This is a genomic window from Rhodococcus sp. IEGM 1406 (genome assembly GCF_030056745.1).
GTDB classification, from domain to species: domain Bacteria; phylum Actinomycetota; class Actinomycetes; order Mycobacteriales; family Mycobacteriaceae; genus Rhodococcus_F; species Rhodococcus_F erythropolis.
Genome location: NZ_JASHKO010000007.1, coordinates 267,727 through 285,385, shown reverse-complemented (window position 1 = coordinate 285,385; position 17,659 = coordinate 267,727). Strand labels below are relative to the sequence as shown.

Below are 17,659 nucleotides of genomic sequence, written 5' to 3'. Positions count from 1 at the left end.
CGGATATCGCTTTTCCCGGTACTGGCCCGATACTGACATCAGTTGTCGGACAAAGAGACTGGACTGGTTCTCAGGAGTTCATCGAGAGGTGGTGTGCGATGCATGATCATACGAATACGTGGGGAATTTCCACCGAGGCTTTCCTCGGGTGGTACGTCGCCGCTGCCACCGGAGCGGTGGTGATCGCACTTGTGATCAGAGGCGTCGCCATGCGCAAGCCCACACCTGCATTGCGCACACTCACACCACCGGAGATGGGTGTACTGACCAGCGACGAGCGTGCGGTACGCGCTGCCGTGGCAGAACTCGAGAGTGTTGCATATTCTGCCGGCCAGGGTCAGCATGACCGCTTCACCCGCATCGTCCGCCAGCGGATCGACGACGCCGGTGGAACTGCCGTGCCCTCCCGGCTCGTGCCGACACTTCCGCTGCCCCTGTTGGAGCTTCGTAGCGACCTGGTGCAGGCCGGCTACCTGAACGGCAATCGTGAACACACTTTGACGCGATTGTCTGTGGTACCGGTCGTTATCGTCGCCGTGGTCGGCACGATCAGGACCGGATTCACTGTCGTGAACGAGAACCCGGAGGGATACCTTCCGCTCGTTGTCGTCTGCCTCGCCCTGATTGTCGTAACCCTTCTCCGCCTGAGCCGACGCACTCGTTTCGGCCAGGTCGAATTGAGTCGCTTGAAGGACGAGTACTCCTACCTCACACCGAATTTCCAACCGTCGTTTGCCACCTACGGGGCGACGTCTGCGGGTATTGCCGCGGCACTCTTCGGTCCGGGTCGCGACGGCGGTTGGGCACCCGGATGCGGCGGCGGATCTTCACCGTCCAGTTGCTCGACCTTCTCGAGCACCGTGAGCTGTGGGGGGTGAGTGCGGTGAACAACTACTACTCAGCCGACACGTGGGGGATCCCCAGCCAGACTTTCCTTCAGTGGTACCTGGTGGCGGCTGCCGTCGCGATCGGACTCTCGCTGTACAGCCGAATGACTGCGCGCCGGTCGCCCGTGGTCGTCGACTCGGTCCGTCGGCCGCTCACTCCTCCCGAGATCGGCGCCTTGACCAGTGACTACCAGGCGGTTCTGGCGTCGATGGCTATTCTGCGCAGCGCCGAACTGATCAGCACCGAAGGAAAGACCAAGCTGGCACTCACTGCGGAGGACAAGAGTCGTCTCGACTGGTTCACCCGTACGGTGCACAAGCGGCTCGGAAACGGAAAGGTCCCGCTGCGGCAGGTGCGTCTGATGGGACGGCTGAACGTCGCACTCGCACAACTACGTACGACGCTGATCGACGAGGGATACTTGCAACGCCCGCAGGACGGGCTGACTGCTGCCTTTCGGACCGTTCCGATCCTGGCGGTAATTGGTCTCGGCGTAGTCCGTCTCGTCGCCGGCATCGCCGGCGGTAAGCCGGTCGGGTTTCTGCTCCTCACCATCATCGTTCTCGCGCTGATGATTCCACTTCTCCGCATCAAGCGTCGTCGGACAGCTTTGGGCGACAGCGAGCTTCGACGCCTCAAGCACGAAAACTCGTACCTCTCACCGAAACTGCGGCCCGCGTACACGAGCTACGGTCCCTCGCTCGCCGGGCTCTCGGCGGCGCTCTTCGGTTCGGGAGCTCTGGTTCTGATCGATCCCGCGCTGGCGGGAGCAGTGGCTGCGGGCGCCGCGTACAGCCCGGGTGGCGGGGGTTCGAGCTACTACAGTTGTGGCTCCTCATCCGGATCGTCCGGCTCGGACGGCGGTGGCGGCAGCGGTAGCAGTTGCGGCGGCGGGGGGTGTGGGGGATGAGCACGCATGCAGCCGACACGTGGGGGATCCCCAGCGAGGATTTCCTCTACGGCTACATAGCCGTATCGGCCACGCTCATGGTTCTCACTCTGGTGTGGCGTCTGATGATCCGGGCACGCCGGCACGGGTACTCAACCGAGCACGGGTATTCCGCCGAGCAACTGACGCCTCCGGAAGTCGGAATGCTCACCGGCGAGTCACGCGCCATCGCAGCATCGTTGGCAATCCTGCGTAGCGCTGATCTGATCACCACCGACGGCGCTGTCCTGCGCCCGTTGGGCCCTGGCGACGAAACCCTGGACTGGTACACCCTCACCGTGTACCAGCGCCTGGCCCAGCAGGCTCTACCCCATCGTCGGCGGCAACTCGCCGAGCGCATGACGGTGGAAACAGCTCGCCTACGAAACTCTTTGGCGGACCGGGGATACCTGACCTCCGACAGCACCAGGCGTTCAATCTTTCTCTCCACAGTACCGCTGAAGATCCTGGTGGCCGTGGGTATCGTCCGCATTGCTTTCGGACTGCACAACGACAAGCCCGTCGAGTTTCTGATTCTCGCCGTACTCGCCACCGGGTTCAGCATCCCGCTGCTCGGGCTCAACTTCGATCGCACCACCTCGGGCAATGCGGCACGTTCGGAACTGACCACGGCACACGCCTACCTGTCCCCGCGCAACAAGCCTGCCTTCTCCGCCTACGGCCCACGCTTGGCGGGGATGGCCGCCGCTCTCTTCGCCGGTTCGGCGATGCTGATGATCAATCCCGCCTTGGCCTCCGCCGCCGGAATCGGTGCCGACGGCAGCGGAAGTAGCGGGGGTTCGGACGGTGGCGGTTCAGACGGGGGAGGAGGCAGCTGCAGCGGGGGTGGCGGATGTGGCGGCGGCGGTGGTGGATGCGGGGGATAGCCGCGTCCGGGCGAGCAGAAGCGCTGCGGCCTCGGTAGTGATGCCACGTTCCTCGCTCAACGAATACACCTCGTCCAGAGTGCGACCGATCCCTCGGGTCCGTTCGACGACGTCGTCTTCGTTCCACCCCAGGACTTCTCGCCCCACGAGGTGAAAGGCTCCGCCTGCGTTCGCCACGAAATCAGGGGCACAGAGAACCCCGCGGCTTCGCAGAACCTCGCCCGCAGCGGCATCGGTCAAGATGTTGTTTGCTGCGCCCGCCACGGCCAGAGTCGGAATCGACGCAGCAGCAGCGGAATCGATGATGCCTCCCATCGCACAGGGAGCAAAGAGGTCACACGACGTTCGAAGTACCTCGTCCGCAGGAACGATCGTGTGCCCCGCAAGAGAAGCCGCCTCGAGGCGCTGCGGGTCCGTATCGGCAACAAGCAGGCGTGCCCCAGCCTGCGCCGCGAGACGCACAACATCTCCGCCGACGGCGCCGAGCCCCTGAACCAGCACCTTTCGGCCGTCGAGTGTTCCGAGTCCACGACGACGCGCCGTGGCCTTCATCGCTTCGAACACGCCCAGAGCCGTGGCGTGCGCGCTGGAACCGGCGCCACCGTTGTCGACCGAACGCCCGAAGACGTACTTGGTGGTGCGACTGAGCTGATCCATGTCGGAAGAGTTGGTGTTGACGTCAGGACCGGTCCAGTAGTTTCCCTCGAGCTTGTCGATGTTCTCCGCGTGAATGTCGAGGATACGAGACCAAGTCGCCGAGTCGATCCGATTGCGCGGTGCGGGCAGTGCTATCACCGACTTCCCGCCACCCATCGGCAGGTCGGAGACCGCCATCTTCAAAGTCATTGCGCCGGACAACTTCCCGGCGTCCGCCAGCGCGTGACCGATCGAGGGGTAATGCGCCGCCCGCGTGCCACCCGACGCCGGTCCCAAACGGGTGGAGTCGATTCGGATCACAAAGGTCGTGCCGGTCTCCCGATCATGTCGGGTGACGGTCAGTTCACCGTCCCAGCGCAGTTCGTCGTCGATGCTCATTGCAGATCCTCTTCTGGTCATGGTTCAGCTGTGCGCGTGCAGTGGTGTTCCCGCGAGTGCGAGCATGGCCTCGCCCAACGCCTCGTTCTGGCTGGGGTGTGCGTGGATGAAACGCCCCACCTCATCGGGAAGTGCTTCCCAGGCGACGGCCAACTGCGCCTCACCGATCAGTTCACCAACCCGGTCGCCTACCAGGTGGACGCCGACGACGGGACCTCTGGTTCCGCTGCGAATCACTTTGATTCCCCCGGTGGTTCGCAGGATCTGACTCTTGCCATTACCCGCCAGGTCGTAGACGACGGTGGAGATGTCGCCGTACTGCGTGCGCGCCGCCTCTTCGCCGAGTCCGACTGATGCAACTTCGGGATGTGAGTACGTCACGCGAGGAATCAAGTGTTCGGCGACCGGTATCGGATCCTTCCCGGCGATCTGTTCAGCCACAAAGTTTCCTTGTTGGAAACCTCGGTGCGCCAACGCAAGACCGGGCACGATGTCGCCGACCGCGTACACACCGTCCACGGACGTACGGAGGCGTTCGTCGGTAACGACAAAACCCTTGTCGAGGCTGATTCCGTTTTCTTCGAAACCGTTACCGTCCGTGCGGGGTCCGCGGCCGACGGCGACCAACAGTAGTTCGGTATCGGATATCGTTCCGTCGCCTAGTTCGACGCGGACCGAATCGGCTGCTTCTTTCGCGGAAACGATCTTTGTGTCTGTCTTACAGACGATTCCGCGTTTCCGGTAAGCCCGCTCCAGCTGCTTCGACGACCACGGGTCCTCCGCGGCGATCAGTCGCGGGAGTGCCTCGACGATCGTGACTTCGGCGCCGAACGAGCGCCAGAGGCTCGCGAACTCGACGCCGATGACACCGCCACCGAGCACTGTCGCGCTGGTGGGCACCCGGTCGAGTTCGAGCGCCTGGTCACTGGTGAGGATCCGGCGGCCGAGTTCTATGCCGGGCAGTTCCCGCGGATACGAACCGGTGGCCAGAACGAGTGATGTTCCGGTATAGCGGGTTCCGTCGACGTCGATGCTTCGCCCACCGACGTACGTTCCGTAACCGTTGACAATAGTGATCTTGTGTTGCGCCAACAAACCTTGCAGACCGCTGTACAGCCGCTCGACTGTTCCGTTCTTGTAGTCGTGCACCTGCGCGATGTCGATGCCGTCAAAAGATGCCCGGACTCCGAATTGCTCACTGGTGCGTGCCGAGTCGGCGACCTCGGCGGAATGCAGCAGCGCCTTGGTCGGGATGCATCCGCGGTGCAGACACGTTCCGCCGACCTTGTCCGCCTCGATCAGCGTGACCGACAATCCGAGTTGGGCGGCGCGGATGGCGCAGGCATAGCCGCCCGATCCTCCACCGAGGATCACGACGTCGCTGTGGGGTTCTGCAGTTGTCATCGGAGCCTTGGTCATCAGAGCCTTGGTCATCAGAGCCTTCCCAGGACGCGGATCGGGTTCTCGATGTAGTCACCGAACAGCCTCAGGAATCCGCCGGCTTCGCCTCCGTCACAGACGCGGTGGTCGAAGCTCAACGAGATCTGAGTGACCTTACGGACGGTCAACTCGCCGTTCACCACCCACGGCTTGTCGATGATGCGCCCGATCCCCAGAATTGCCGCCTCGGGGTGATTGATGATCGGAGTCGATCCGTCAACCCCGAATACCCCGTAGTTGTTGAGCGTGAACGTGCCGCCGGTCAGGCGGGCGGGTTCGAGTTTGCCGTCGCGGGCAAGGTCGGTGGTTACCCGAAGTGCTTGTGCGAGTTCGACAGTGCTCAGGGTGTCGGCATTGCGAATGACCGGCACCATCAATCCCTTCGGTGTCTGTGCGGCGATTCCCAGGTGCGTGCGGGCGTGTCGAACGATCTCGCCTCGAGCAGTATCGACCGACGAGTTCAGTTCGGGGTACTGCGCCAACGCCGCGGTGGTCAGCCGAGCCAGCAGCGCCATCAGGCTTATCTTGTCGGAATCGGGCAGTGACTTGTTGATCTCGGCTCGCGCCGCCAACAGTTCGGTGGCGTCGACGTCGACCCAGGTTGTCGCGTCAGGGATCTCACGGCGGCTGGTGGACAGCTTGTCGGCCACCACCTTGCGAAGCCCCTTGATCGGGATGCGTTGGTCGCTCACGTGCGACGTTTCCGTCTCCGGGCCGGTGTTCGACCCGGCCTCGACGTCAGCGCGCGTTATCACCCCGCCGGCACCGGATCGGGAGAGCAAGGAGAGGTCGATATCGTTGTCGACAGCCAGCTTACGAACGATTGGTGAGATCACGCGTACCGACGGAGCAGCTTTGCGACGGCGTCTCGGTGCATCCTCACTGGTGCCGTAGCCGATCAGGACGTTGCCCGAACCCGCGCGTTCCTCTTCACGGTAACGCTCGTGGTTGGCCGAAACGACCGCGTCGACACTGCCGCCACCACTCACAGTGATCAACGGCGTGCCCACCTTCAAGGTGTCGCCGTCCTTGCCATGTAATTCGACGACGGTCCCGGCGAACGGGATAGGCACGTCCACAGCAGCTTTCGCGGTCTCGACCTCGACGACGATCTGATCGATGGTGACCACGTCGCCGACCTTGACGTGCCACTCCGCAATATCGGCCTCGGCCAGACCTTCACCCAGGTCGGGGAGCATGAATACCTGATTGCTCATGCCGTCACCGCCCAACGGGTGTCCGGGGCGTCGTTCCACTGCAGACGGTCGACGGCGTCCAGGACACGGTCGACGCTGGGCAGGTGGTGACGCTCGAGCTTCGGCGCGGGGTAGGGGATGTCGAATCCGCTGACCCTGAGCACCGGAGCGTGGAGATGGTGGAAGCATCGCTCCTGCACGCGAGCAGCAATTTCCGCACTAACACCGGCAAAGCCCTGCGCTTCCTGGATGACGATGCAGCGTCCGGTCTTTCGCACCGACGCGGTGACCGTCTCGTCGTCGAACGGCACTATCGACCGGATGTCGATCACCTCGATGTCGCGGCCCTCGGCCGCAGCAGCCTCGGCGGACTTCAGTGCAACCTCCACGGACGGACCGTAGGCAATGAGCGTCGCGTCACGACCGGGGCGCCGGACGACGGCGCGCCCGATCGGCTCCCGTGCGGTCAGTTCGACATCGGCTCGCGAGAAGTACAGCTTCTTGGGTTCGAGGAAGATCACCGGGTCGGGGTCCTCGATCGCCGAACGTAGCAGTGAGTACGCATCTTCCACCGTGGATGGCGCCACGACCTTCAGGCCGGGCGTGTGTGCGTAGTAGCCCTCGCTGGAATCACAGTGATGCTCCACCCCGCCGATACCGCCGGCAAAAGGAACACGGATGACTATCGGAATCGACAGTGCACCCTTGGTGCGGTTGCGGATCTTTGCGACGTGCGAGGCGATCTGCTCGAATGCCGGATAGGCAAACGCGTCGAACTGCATTTCCACGACCGGACGAAAACCGGCCATGGCCATGCCGATTGCGAATCCGATGATGCCGGACTCGGCGAGGGGAGTGTCGAAGCATCGGTCGTCGCCGAAGTCGCGGGTGAGGCCGTCGGTGACGCGGAAAACGCCGCCCAGGGTGCCGACGTCCTCACCGAAGACGACAACGTTGTCGTCCGCAGCCAGAGAGTCACGTAGCGCGGTGTTGAGGGCCTGAGCCATCGTGAGCATGGGCATGGTCAGTGTCCCCCTGTGTCAGCGGCTTCGGCAGCAAGTTCGGTTTCGAGTTGGGCTTGTTGCTCACGCAATTGCGGTGTCTGCTCGGCGAAGACGTACCGGAACAGATCGAGCGGATCGTGCGGGCGGTCGACGTTCATGCCGGCGCGCAGTGTGGCGGCCTCGGCTTCTGCCTCTGCGGTCAGTGATTCCACGAACGCGTCGTCGATCAGATCGTGTGCGCGCAGATACTTTTCGAGACGCGGCAACGGATCTCGCCCGAGCCAGCTTTCCACCTCGGCGCTGTCGCGGTAGCGGGTGGCGTCGTCGGCGTTGGTGTGTGCGTCGATGCGATAGGTGTGTGCCTCGACGATCACCGGTCCGTTTCCGCTGCGGACGAAGCGCGCCGCCTCGTCCATGACGGCCATCATCGCAACAGGATCGTTGCCGTCGACCTGCTCGCTGCCGATCCCGTAGCCGACGCCCTTGTGCGCCAACGTCGGTGCTGCGCTTTGACGTGACAACGGCACGCTGATCGCAAATCCGTTGTTCTGCACCAGAAAGACGACCGGTGCCTTGAAGACGGCGGCGAAGTTCAGCGCTTCGTGGAAATCACCCTCACTGGTGGCCCCGTCACCGCAGAGCGCCAGCGCGACGGTGTTCAGGCCCCGTCGGGACTCCCCGTAGGCCACCCCCGCTGCATGCAGCAATTGCGTTGCCAGCGGGGTGCACTGCGGCGCACTGCGCAGCGCTACCGGGTCGTACCCGCAGTGCCAGTCGCCGGCAAGCATGCTCAGAATCTGCACCGGATCGACACCCCGAGCAGCCAACGCCATCGAATCCCGATAGGTGGGGAAGAGCCAGTCACTCGGCTCCAGACTCATCGCTGCCGCGATCTGGCATGCCTCCTGCCCTCGCGAGGACGGATACACGGCCAGGCGCCCCTGTTTGGTCAGCGCCGTCGCCTGCTGGTCGAAGCGTCTGCCCAGGAACATCTTTCGATACATCTCGATCAGGCGATCGTCGCTCGGTTTTGCGTAGCGCGCTTCGCTGCGCGTCAGTTCTCCCGCAGGGTCGAGGTACTGCACTGCGGAATCGGCCGGCAGGAACTTTTGATACCGCAGTTCCCCCAAGGGCTCGACAAGGGTCACTTCTACCTCCAGAAGACGTTGTGTCCATCAGTATTCGCACTTTGGCGACGTAATGGCAGAAGGCGTCGAAGATTCAAGACAAACGGCCTATCATGAGGATTCGGGCAGCAATATGTCCATCAACCGACTCGACTACCGAAGCAGGAATGGACAGATGGCCACCGAACCGCACGCTCTCGATGCGATCGACCGCCGCATCATCGCCGAACTGGTCGCAGACAGTCGCATCTCCATGCGTGCACTGGCCGAGAAGGCGCACATATCTCGCGCTCACGCCTACGTCCGCATCGAAAGGCTCGAGGACGCCGGAATCATCACCGGATTCACGACGCGGATCGCCCATGAGAAGGCCGGACTCGGCTCCTCGGCGTACGTGGCGCTCTCGATCAGGCAGCACTCGTGGCGAGGTCTGGCTGCGTCGTTGAAGGCCCTGCCGTTTGTCGAGCACTTCTCCCTCCTCGGCGGCGACTTCGACGTTCTGGTGCTGGTTCGAGCCCCGGACAACCAGGAACTACGCCACACCGTTCTCGAAGAACTCCAGGGACTCGACGGGGTTCTCTCGACCAGAACGTGGCTGATCTTCGAAGAAGGCAACGGTCCGGGACCCAACTGGTTGCCCGGCTGATCCGTCTATAGTCGCCGTTAGCAGTTGCACACGGGAGGTGACTCGAATGACCCTGTACGGCCTGGGAATCGGTTGGCGTCCCGAGGTATCCGGAATCATCGCGCAGCTAGACAGCCTGGCATTCTGCGAAGTCATTGCCGAATCCATCGGAAACGAGATACCGCCGCACCTCGGTTCGCTGGGAGTTCCGGTGGTCCCGCACGGAATCTCGCTCTCCCTTGGCGGGGCCGAGGCGGTAGATCAGGCACGGATCGATCACCTTGCGCATGCAGCCCAGCTACTGGACGCCCCCTTGGCGAGTGAGCACATTGCATTCGTGCGGGCGGGCGGCATAGAGGCCGGGCACCTGCTCCCACTGCCACGCACCTACGAAGCGATCGATGTCTTGGTACGCAACATCACCCGCACTCAGGACGGTCTACCGGTGCCGTTTGCCGTCGAAAACGTTGCCGCCCTTTTCGACTGGCCCGACGACGAGTTGACCGAAGGGGAGTTTCTCTCGGAGATCGTCGAACGCACCGGGGCTCTGCTGGTTCTCGACATCGCGAACGTCTATGCCAATGCCCTCAACCGAGGGCGTGATCCCTGGGCCGAGCTGATCCGGCTACCACTCGAGCGAATCGCATACTGCCACATCGCCGGTGGCAGCATCAGCGACGGCAAATACCACGACACGCATACCGATCCTGTGCCCGAAGCCGTGCTGGAACTCCTTGCGCAGTTCACCGCCGCCGGTCACCATCCCGCAATAATGCTCGAGCGTGACGGAAACTATCCGCCGGCACTGGAATTGCTCGACGAGCTCGATGCCATCGCCGACGCAGCGGGGCTTGATCGCATCACCGCGGGCACCGATTGGTCACGCACATGAGCGCGCTCGGTGAGCGTCAAGAGGCACTGATTCGCGCACTGGTGGCAGGCGGCGAACTACCCGAAGGCTTCGACAAAGACGATGCTGCCGTTGTCTCGACGGCACTGCTCCGAAAGCGCGCCGGAGAAGTGGCGCACCACCTTCCGGTCGTGCGCCACACTCTCGGCGATCGCTATCTTCGGTTGTTCACAGCGTGGGCGGACGGACGGCCGAAGACGTCTTCGCACGCGGACGCCCAGGCTTTTGTCGCCCACCTCCAGGACATCGGCGAACTGCCTCGCTCGCCCTGGCATCAGAGGTTTCGAAGGCTCTTACGCAAGTGAGACAACGGCTTCGCTGGTGTACATGAGGAACGTCATCGATTCCTGGAAGTACAGCTCGACGGAGTTCGCATCGTGCGAGAGGTAACCGATGGACAGGTCCTGGCCCAGATGCAGTTCGTAGTCACCACCACGCGTCGACAGCAGGAAAGCGCCGTCGATGGCCGGGGCCCAGATGATCTCGCCGTCGAGAACGCGTCGCAGGTGCTCGCGGATGGGGTAGCCGTGATCGGAGGTCTCGTTGATCGCGGTGAACGCGTCGGCGTTCAGGAGCAATGAGTACGGTCCGTTGACACCGGCCAGGCGCAGTGACGTGATCGCCTGGCTGATGGCTTCCGGGTAGTCCTTGGCGTCGATGGGGAGCTTCAATTCCGGGTTGGAACCGCTCGCCCGCACGCCGGTAATGCTGGCTGCGGGGTATCCCTCGAAGATGGCGCGGTCCTCGGCGAACGCGATCTGCTTGGCGGCATCCTTGACCGGCTGCCAGTCGGAGTCCTTGGCGCCGCGTTCGACGTCGTCGATGGCCTGACGGCTGACGGTGAACGGGACCCGCAGTTCGATGACCGGCTGCGACTGACGAGCGTGTGCGATGACGCCGTCGGCCAAGGGATTGATCGGCACCTGATGTCCGAGCGGGATGGCCGCAAGATCGTCACCTGACGGGCCCTCCACGTCCACGACACGACGACCGGCGACGTGGCGCTTGAAGGTACGGCTCGCCTCTTCTTCGATCTCGGCCCAGGCTGCTGCCGAAATGGGTGCTAGGTCGCGGTGCAGGTTTGTCATTGCTGGGCACTCCTTTTGAGGCTGCCGATTCCGAGAGAACCGTCAGAGATGGGCGCTGTGAACGTCGCTTCGGGAACGAGCCTGGTCGGCGCGTCCGGGGGATCGTCGAGAAAGTCCGCCGTCGGAACGAAGAAATTGATTCCGGTGACGGCGGTGGAGAAATCGAGAATGCGGTCGTAATTGCCGACGGGATTCCCGATGAACATGTTGGTCAGCATCTGCTCGGTGACCGTCGGCGACGCCGAGTAACCGATGAAATAGGTACCCATCTCAGCGGAGCCGACGTGGCCGAACGGCATGTTGTCGCGCAGAATCTGGATCTGCTCACCGGATTCGTCTTCGATGACGGTGAGTGCGGTGTGCGAGTTGGCCGGTTTCGTGTCGTCGTCCATCTCGAGATCTTCGAGCTTGGAGCGTCCGATGACGTTCTCCTGCTCCTCGACGGGCAGTGAGTTCCACTCCGACATGTCGTGGAGGTACTTCTGGACGATGACGTAACTGCTGCCTGCGAAGTCCGGATCCTCGTCACCGACGGTGACCGCGACGTATGCGGCCTGCCCGGACGGGTTCTCGGTGCCGTCGACAAAACCCATGAGGTCGCGTTGTTCGAAGTACTTGAACCCGTGGACCTCGTCGATCACCGACGCGGCGCCGGCCAACCTGTTGGTCACAACCGTGGCGAACTCGAAGCACAGGTCCATCTGACGGGCCCGGATGTGGAACAACAGATCGCCCGGTGTGCGGGGAGCGTGGTGTTTGTCACCGGTCAACTCGACAAAAGGATGCAATTCTGCCGGCCGTGGACCCTCGAACAGACGGTCCCACGCATCCGAACCGATGCCGACGACGGCGGCCAAGCCACCGGCGGGAACCCGGAATCCGATCGAGCGTTGCAGCCCGGAAATATCCGCCAGAACGTCGTGAACTGCCTGCTCACCACCCTCGTCGATGGTGAAAACCAGGAAGATCGCAGCTTCGGTGAGCGGGGTCAGCAACGGCTGCGGTATCGCGGGAAGGGCCACTTCGGCCTCGTCGATCTCACTCGTTTCCGCCATGCAGACCAGTATGGACGATTCCGGCAGTCCCGGCATCAGTAGTGGGTAAGACGAGTGAAGGTGTCGCGTTACGGTGTCGCGGCCTGGGCGCCCGCGTCGAAGCCAGTCGGAATCTCGAAGATCTTTCCGTCGAACCCAGCGCGGTAGAGATGCCCGGCCGCGAATCCGGAAGTGCCACGCCCGTAGGTCAGCACACTCGACGCCTGCAGTCCGCTGGTGAGCGAGCAGTACTGGCCGGGTCCGTCGATCCGCCACACCTCACCACTGATGTCCGTGGGAACGATTGCGCGATCTCGCGAGTCCAGGGTCAAACCATCTGGAGCAGAGAAGGTTTCGAGACCGCCGAGATCGACCAACGATTCCGAATACCCTGGATTGTCGACGGAGATGCGGCTGACACCCGGGTTTGCGAACGTGCGCGAGACGTAGAGCCAGCGATTATCGGCGCTCAGGGCTGCGCCGTTTGCACTCGGGAAGGTCGCCCACGCCGGGTCGACGGCACCGCCTGGACTGACCTTACCGATCAACGAACCGAAATCGTTGGTGGCATAGATCGTTCCGTCGTGCGCGACGGCGAGGCCGTTTGCAGCGCTCAGACCACCGGCGATCGGCGTCACGGCACCCGAGTTCACGTCCACCCGCGCGACCGACGCAGCACGCGTCAGATCGCCGATCAGCACGCCGGCGTTTGCTCCGGTTCCCACCAGCAGTGAACCGTCCGGGCTCCACGCGAGTGCGCCCGCACCGCCGGGAACCGTCGCGATCGGAACTGCGGCCTGACCAGGCGCGTCGACGCGGAAGATTCGACCACTCACCAGGTCTGTCGTGTACAGGCGACCCTGCCCGTCCACGGTGACACCCTCGAGGGCTGCGCCCGGAATCTGGGCGCTGAGGATTGCGGGGGACGATCCAGGGCAGGGCGGCGCGGCCGCGGCACCGGCACCGGACACACCCAGAGCCAGAAGCGAACCGGCAACAAGAGCACCGGTGATACCTACCCGAATACCGCGATCGAAGATCCTGGTGCGCATCTGCGCAACGCTAGACCTTCGGCCCGATTTCGCCTAGAGCGACCGAAGGAAAGAGATCAAAAGTTCATTGACCTCGGAAGCACGTTCCTGCTGTACGAAGTGCCCCGCGCCGCCGAGAAGGTGCACACCCCGCAGGTCGGGGACGGTGTCCTTCATGCGGTCCAATGCCTTGGGGCCGCTCATCGCTATGACCGGATCTTCGGCTCCCGCGACGAAGAGCGTCGGGACGTCGATGTGCGCGCCGTCCAAATCCGCACTGCGTTCCCAATTGGCGTCGTACGCTCGGTACCAGTTCAAGCCGCCGGTGAAACCCGTTGCAGTAAAGGCCTTTACATAAACATCCAGATCGTCCTCGGTGAGCCACGACCACGGCAATGCAGGCGCCTCAGGCAGTACGTCGAGGTAGCCGTTTCCTTCGGCCGGGTTCTTCCAGACGTCGAGGTACCGGTAAGCCCCGGAGAGGGCATGGAAAAGCCGCTGAAGAAACTCACGTGGACGGGCGTCGAGTTCGCGCTCCGCGACACCCGGTTCCTGGAAATAGTGAATGTGCAGAAAATGCTTGCGCGCCATCGCGGCGTAGATGGTCGAGGGTTTTGCGGGGAACCTGTCGGGCGCATAGGGGACCGCCAACGAGACAAGCCCCGCAACACGATCGGGATGGCGCAGAGCGGTGGTCCACGCGACGGGCGCGCCGAAATCGTGGCCGACGAACACCGCTTTGTCGATTCCGAGAGCGTCGAGTAGATCGATCAGCCGGTTCGCGACGGCATCGTTGGTGTAGTCCTCGACCGCTTCGGGGCGGGTAGTGCCGCCGTAACCGGGCATGTCGAGTGCGATCGCCCGAAAACCCGCTTCCGTCAACGCTGCCGACTGATGCCGATAGCTGTACCCGAGGCCGGGAAAGCCGTGACACATAACCACAGCTGTCCCAGAACCGGAATCGTCAATCTGCCAACGGAATCCGTCGACATCGATCGTCTTGACCGTCATGTCAGGCGGTGATCATGTCTTCCTGGTTCCAGAATGCACGCATCGACAGGATCTTTCCCTCGTCGTCGAAGGTCATGACGTCGATGGGTGCGATGGTCAGGGTCTGCTCGCCGAGCTTGGTGATCAGCGAGAAGTGGAATGCCGCTTCGTTTCCGGCGATGCGGAGGGTCTGAAGGTGAGCTTCCTGGTCGAAATTCTCGATCACGGAGTAGAACTCGAGAATGGACTCGCGGGTGGTGCGCACGTCGGTACCAACCGGGTCTTCAACGGTTGCACCCTCGGCATACAGGGCCACAACCTGGGCGGCAGTGCCCGTGGCAACTGTCTCGATGTAGGCGTCGACGGTCTTGCGGATTACCTCTGCGGACGGTGCCATGGTCTACCCCTCGTAGTTAGAACAGGTTCTAATTCTGAGGATAACCTACGTCTCTGGTCCACGGGTCAGGTTTCGAGCACCTTGCGCAGGCGAGCCTTCTTCCGGTTCTCCCGGACGATCCCGACGACATCGGCGTCATCCGACGCCTCCAGGGAGACGAATGCCGGCAGGGCATTCTCCGGATCAGCCGCGACCGCGACGCTCCAGCAGTATCCGAGCGCCTGCCGGAGAGTACGTGTGTCGGCGTCACGACGGGCATCAGCTGGTTGCGAGACGATCCACTCGGTAGCGTCTCGGCACACCTGGACGGCCAGCGCAGCGTTGGTCCTGTCCTTCAGCAACCGTGGCTCGCAGATCCCGGCAGCCGCTGCGCGCAGCGTCAAAGGATGGGCCGAGCGTGCCCACTGCTCGATGATCGCCCGGAACAATTCCGGATCCGTGTCGCCTATCGCTTGAACGGCCATCGCGGCAGCTTCACGTGCACGCCACGACGCACTGGTGGTTGCCTCCGTCAGGCTGTCCAGAACAGCCTCGTCGCGCGAACGAACGAGAATGAATCCGAGCCCGACGATCCCACAACAGCGGATGTATTCGTCTTCGGACTCCACCGCCTGCAGGATGTCGTCGTCATCGGCGCCGCGCGCGAACTCGAGCATGAGCGCGAGGTTCGCGCGCGGGCCGGGCAATCCTGAACGCTCCTGCAGATAACTCCACAGTTCATCGCCGTCCAGATCCGCGAATGTCATGGGAGTCCTGCTTTCTCGAGTGCGGGTGCACCCATCATTTCACCGAAGGCCCTCTCATGACGGGAGTTCGAAGCTCACTTGCTTGCGTCGACGCGCATAGAGGAATCCACCGACAAACGCGAGCACCAGCACTCCGGTCATCACCACGGCCAGAACGTTGCCGCCCAGAAGAAGCGGGAGGTTTCCGGCAATGGCGATCGCGAATCCGATGAGGCCGACGAGCCCCAGGCTCGGGGCAAGTTTGGTGTGCCAGAGGCGCTGATCGACCTTCGTACGATGAAAGAATACGAGAACGGCGAGGCACGTGAGCAACATGAGAGCCACGATCCCCACCGTCGCGACGCCGGCGAACCACGCGAAGATCTGTGTCACCGGATCCAGACCGATGACGATGCAAGCTCCGAGAAGCACTAGAGCACAGCAGGATTGCACCACCGACGCGATGTGCGGCGAACCATGCACGCGGTGCGTCCGCCCACCTGCACCCGGCAGAACGCCGGTGTTCGACAGAACAAAGATGTATCTGGCCAAGACATTGTGGAGAGACAGAACTGCGGCAAAGAGACTGGACACCAACAGAATTTGAATCAGATGGGCTGTCACCGTTCCGGCAAAGCCAGTGGCAGTGGTGATCAACATGCCGTCGGGATCGGTGCTCGCAATGTCCACTGCACCCTTGTCGCCCCACGCCGTCACGACCGCCCAACTGGAGAGAGCATAGAAGCCGCCGATGAGGATCAAGGCGGCGTATGTCGCTCGCGGGATAGTCCGCGCGGGATCCTTCGCCTCATCGCGGAAGATCGCCGTCGACTCGAACCCGATGTAGCCGGCAAGCGCGAATACCAATGCGACACCGGGGGATCCGGAGAAAATTTCCGACGGAGAGAACATTGCCGTCGACGGACCTTCCGGACCACCGTCGGCGATGATGAAAGCGTCGAGTACGACAACGATCCCGACCTCTGCGATCAACAGGATGCCGAGCACCTTGCCCGACAATTCGATATGACGAAATCCCAGGACGGCTACCAGAGCCAACGAGGCGAGCGAGAAGATCCACCACGGCACATCCGGACCACCGTAGGAGGTGATCAACGAACTCATTGCCGGGCCGAGGTAGCCGTACACCGCCAATTGCACTGTGCTGTAACTGACAAGCGCCAACATCGCACTGCCGACACCGGCACCACGGCCGAGACCATGTCCGACGTAGAGATAGAACGCGCCGGTTCCCGGGATGTAACGCGACATCGCGGTGAATCCGACGGCGAAGAGCAGAAGTACACCGGTGGTCACGGCGAAGGTCATGGGGAAGCCCGCACCGTTGCCACCGGAAATGCCCAGCGGCACAAGCCCACTGATCACAGTCAGCGGAGCGGCCGCGGCAACGACCATGAGGACTATCGAACCGGTACCCAGCGAGCCTCGTAGAGTTCGGTCATCGCCGGATGCATCATGTGAAGCATTGACGGAAGTATGGGTCATACCGGCGATGTTAGAACCATTGAAGTCGATTCGGGACCCAATTCACAAAACTTTTACTTGCGAAAAACGGGACGAACCGTCCGTTCGTCGCGCTCCCGTCAGCCTTCTTCCTGCAGCGCCAAGCGTTTGAGCTCGTCTTTTGCGTGCAGAATGTGACGTTCCATTGCCTCCGCCGCGCGAGCGCTGTCGCCCCGCTTGATCGCCTCGAAGATTTCCTTGTGCTCCACCCTCGAAGCCTCGACCTGGTCTTCGAACACGAGATGATCGACGGGGACGAACATTTCGCCGCGAGCCTCGACCACAGCGGCCTCCAACCTGCTGTTTCCCGCCGCTCTGGCGATACCGCCGTGGAACCTGGCGTCACAAGCCCGGAACGATCCCCGACTTCCGGAAACCCCCAATTGCTCAATGGATTCGAGCAACTCGAGAAGATGACGATCGGTTCGCCGGACCGCCGCGAGGCTTGCCGTGCGCATTTCCAACCCGATACGGAGGTCGACGATCTCGTCGATGTCTGCTTCTCGCGCTTTCAACTGGCCAACCCAGTCTTCATAAGGCCTGGTCAACTCCGAAACGAACGATCCGCCCGTGGCTCCTCGCCGCACCTCTATGTATCCCATCGCCTGAAGGATTCGGACCGCTTCTCGCACACTGACTCGACCGACTTCGAGTTGCTGAGACAGTTCACGCTCGGACGGCAAGCGATCACCGGGGCTGAGCGCGCCGCTGTGAATGAGCAGTCGCAAGCGTCGAGCGATATCCTCCCCCAACGTCGGTGCACTGACCATGAATTCGATGGCCGGCAGCTTGTCGATCTGCACGTCTCGTACCCCCTACTCGGTGCCTGG

The 17,659-nt window shown here is 62.7% G+C and carries 19 protein-coding genes; 6 read left to right on the top strand and 13 right to left on the bottom strand.

The window, feature by feature from the left end; genetic code table 11:
* The first annotated feature begins 98 nt into the window (after positions 1–98).
* From QM596_RS28000 to QM596_RS27990, 3 genes are read left to right on the top strand one after another with little or no spacing between them, the layout of a single operon-like run.
* A complete protein-coding gene (locus tag QM596_RS28000; protein WP_283310430.1) occupies positions 99–878 on the top strand; it encodes a TIGR04222 domain-containing membrane protein in 780 nt (259 codons plus the stop codon).
* The gene (locus tag QM596_RS27995) at positions 812–1,798 is read left to right on the top strand and encodes a TIGR04222 domain-containing membrane protein (RefSeq protein WP_232816824.1); all 987 of its coding nucleotides are present in this window, start codon (positions 812–814) and stop codon (positions 1,796–1,798) included. Before QM596_RS28000 ends, QM596_RS27995 begins: the two co-directional genes overlap by 67 nt.
* A complete protein-coding gene (locus tag QM596_RS27990) occupies positions 1,795–2,703 on the top strand; it encodes a TIGR04222 domain-containing membrane protein (RefSeq protein WP_283310429.1) in 909 nt (302 codons plus the stop codon). The genes QM596_RS27995 and QM596_RS27990 overlap by 4 nt, the downstream gene beginning before the upstream one ends.
* Here QM596_RS27990 and QM596_RS27985 read toward each other — a convergent pair.
* Genes QM596_RS27985 through pdhA form a run of 5 tightly spaced genes read right to left on the bottom strand, consistent with a single transcriptional unit; the run spans position 2,632 to position 8,526 of the window.
* Positions 2,632–3,738, bottom strand: coding sequence for a Glu/Leu/Phe/Val dehydrogenase family protein (locus QM596_RS27985; RefSeq protein ID WP_283310427.1), 1,107 nt, complete (start codon positions 3,736–3,738; stop codon positions 2,632–2,634). The two genes, QM596_RS27990 and QM596_RS27985, sit on opposite strands and share 72 nt — an antisense overlap.
* A gap of 24 nt (positions 3,739–3,762) precedes the next feature.
* Positions 3,763–5,172, bottom strand: coding sequence for a dihydrolipoyl dehydrogenase (gene lpdA / locus QM596_RS27980; protein ID WP_283310425.1), 1,410 nt, complete (start codon positions 5,170–5,172; stop codon positions 3,763–3,765).
* Positions 5,172–6,395: a dihydrolipoamide acetyltransferase family protein gene (locus tag QM596_RS27975; protein WP_283310424.1), complete on the bottom strand. Its 1,224-nt coding sequence runs from the start codon at positions 6,393–6,395 to the stop codon at positions 5,172–5,174. The genes lpdA and QM596_RS27975 overlap by 1 nt, the downstream gene beginning before the upstream one ends.
* Positions 6,392–7,396 carry an alpha-ketoacid dehydrogenase subunit beta gene (locus QM596_RS27970; RefSeq protein ID WP_283310423.1) on the bottom strand — a complete coding sequence of 335 codons (1,005 nt, stop codon included), beginning with the start codon at positions 7,394–7,396 and terminating at the stop codon, positions 6,392–6,394. Before QM596_RS27970 ends, QM596_RS27975 begins: the two co-directional genes overlap by 4 nt.
* 2 nt (positions 7,397–7,398) lie before the next feature.
* Entirely contained in the window at positions 7,399–8,526 is a 1,128-nt protein-coding gene (gene pdhA, locus QM596_RS27965; RefSeq protein ID WP_019746167.1) for a pyruvate dehydrogenase (acetyl-transferring) E1 component subunit alpha, read from the bottom strand.
* A 154-nt stretch (positions 8,527–8,680) separates the two neighbouring features.
* On the opposite strand from pdhA, the gene QM596_RS27960 reads away from it, so the two are divergent.
* From QM596_RS27960 to QM596_RS27950, 3 genes are read left to right on the top strand one after another with little or no spacing between them, the layout of a single operon-like run.
* Entirely contained in the window at positions 8,681–9,151 is a 471-nt protein-coding gene (locus QM596_RS27960; protein ID WP_041815456.1) for an Lrp/AsnC family transcriptional regulator, read from the top strand.
* A 46-nt stretch (positions 9,152–9,197) separates the two neighbouring features.
* On the top strand, positions 9,198–10,022 hold the full coding sequence (locus QM596_RS27955; protein WP_283310421.1) for an MbnB/TglH/ChrH family RiPP precursor modification enzyme: 825 nt from the start codon (positions 9,198–9,200) through the stop codon (positions 10,020–10,022).
* A complete protein-coding gene (locus tag QM596_RS27950; RefSeq protein WP_020971456.1) occupies positions 10,019–10,345 on the top strand; it encodes an SCO6045 C-terminal-like domain-containing protein in 327 nt (108 codons plus the stop codon). Before QM596_RS27955 ends, QM596_RS27950 begins: the two co-directional genes overlap by 4 nt.
* On the opposite strand, the gene QM596_RS27945 is transcribed toward QM596_RS27950, so the two are convergent.
* The 8 genes from QM596_RS27945 to QM596_RS27910 form a co-directional block, all read right to left on the bottom strand.
* Positions 10,334–11,128 carry a family 1 encapsulin nanocompartment shell protein gene (locus QM596_RS27945; RefSeq protein ID WP_020909834.1) on the bottom strand — a complete coding sequence of 265 codons (795 nt, stop codon included), beginning with the start codon at positions 11,126–11,128 and terminating at the stop codon, positions 10,334–10,336. The genes QM596_RS27950 and QM596_RS27945 overlap by 12 nt on opposite strands.
* Positions 11,125–12,183 carry a Dyp-type peroxidase gene (locus QM596_RS27940; protein WP_044480584.1) on the bottom strand — a complete coding sequence of 353 codons (1,059 nt, stop codon included), beginning with the start codon at positions 12,181–12,183 and terminating at the stop codon, positions 11,125–11,127. Before QM596_RS27940 ends, QM596_RS27945 begins: the two co-directional genes overlap by 4 nt.
* 68 nt (positions 12,184–12,251) lie before the next feature.
* Positions 12,252–13,214, bottom strand: coding sequence for an SMP-30/gluconolactonase/LRE family protein (locus tag QM596_RS27935; RefSeq protein WP_283310418.1), 963 nt, complete (start codon positions 13,212–13,214; stop codon positions 12,252–12,254).
* Between the two features lie 33 nt (positions 13,215–13,247).
* Positions 13,248–14,204, bottom strand: coding sequence for an alpha/beta fold hydrolase (locus tag QM596_RS27930; protein WP_283310417.1), 957 nt, complete (start codon positions 14,202–14,204; stop codon positions 13,248–13,250).
* 1 nt (position 14,205) lies between these two features.
* The gene (locus QM596_RS27925) at positions 14,206–14,580 is read right to left on the bottom strand and encodes a nuclear transport factor 2 family protein (RefSeq protein WP_021332592.1); all 375 of its coding nucleotides are present in this window, start codon (positions 14,578–14,580) and stop codon (positions 14,206–14,208) included.
* A gap of 65 nt (positions 14,581–14,645) precedes the next feature.
* On the bottom strand, positions 14,646–15,326 hold the full coding sequence (locus QM596_RS27920) for a hypothetical protein (RefSeq protein ID WP_283310416.1): 681 nt from the start codon (positions 15,324–15,326) through the stop codon (positions 14,646–14,648).
* A 54-nt stretch (positions 15,327–15,380) separates the two neighbouring features.
* Entirely contained in the window at positions 15,381–16,811 is a 1,431-nt protein-coding gene (locus QM596_RS27915; RefSeq protein WP_283310415.1) for an APC family permease, read from the bottom strand.
* A gap of 98 nt (positions 16,812–16,909) precedes the next feature.
* On the bottom strand, positions 16,910–17,632 hold the full coding sequence (locus tag QM596_RS27910; RefSeq protein WP_021332595.1) for a FadR/GntR family transcriptional regulator: 723 nt from the start codon (positions 17,630–17,632) through the stop codon (positions 16,910–16,912).
* Positions 17,633–17,659: the final 27 nt, after the last annotated feature.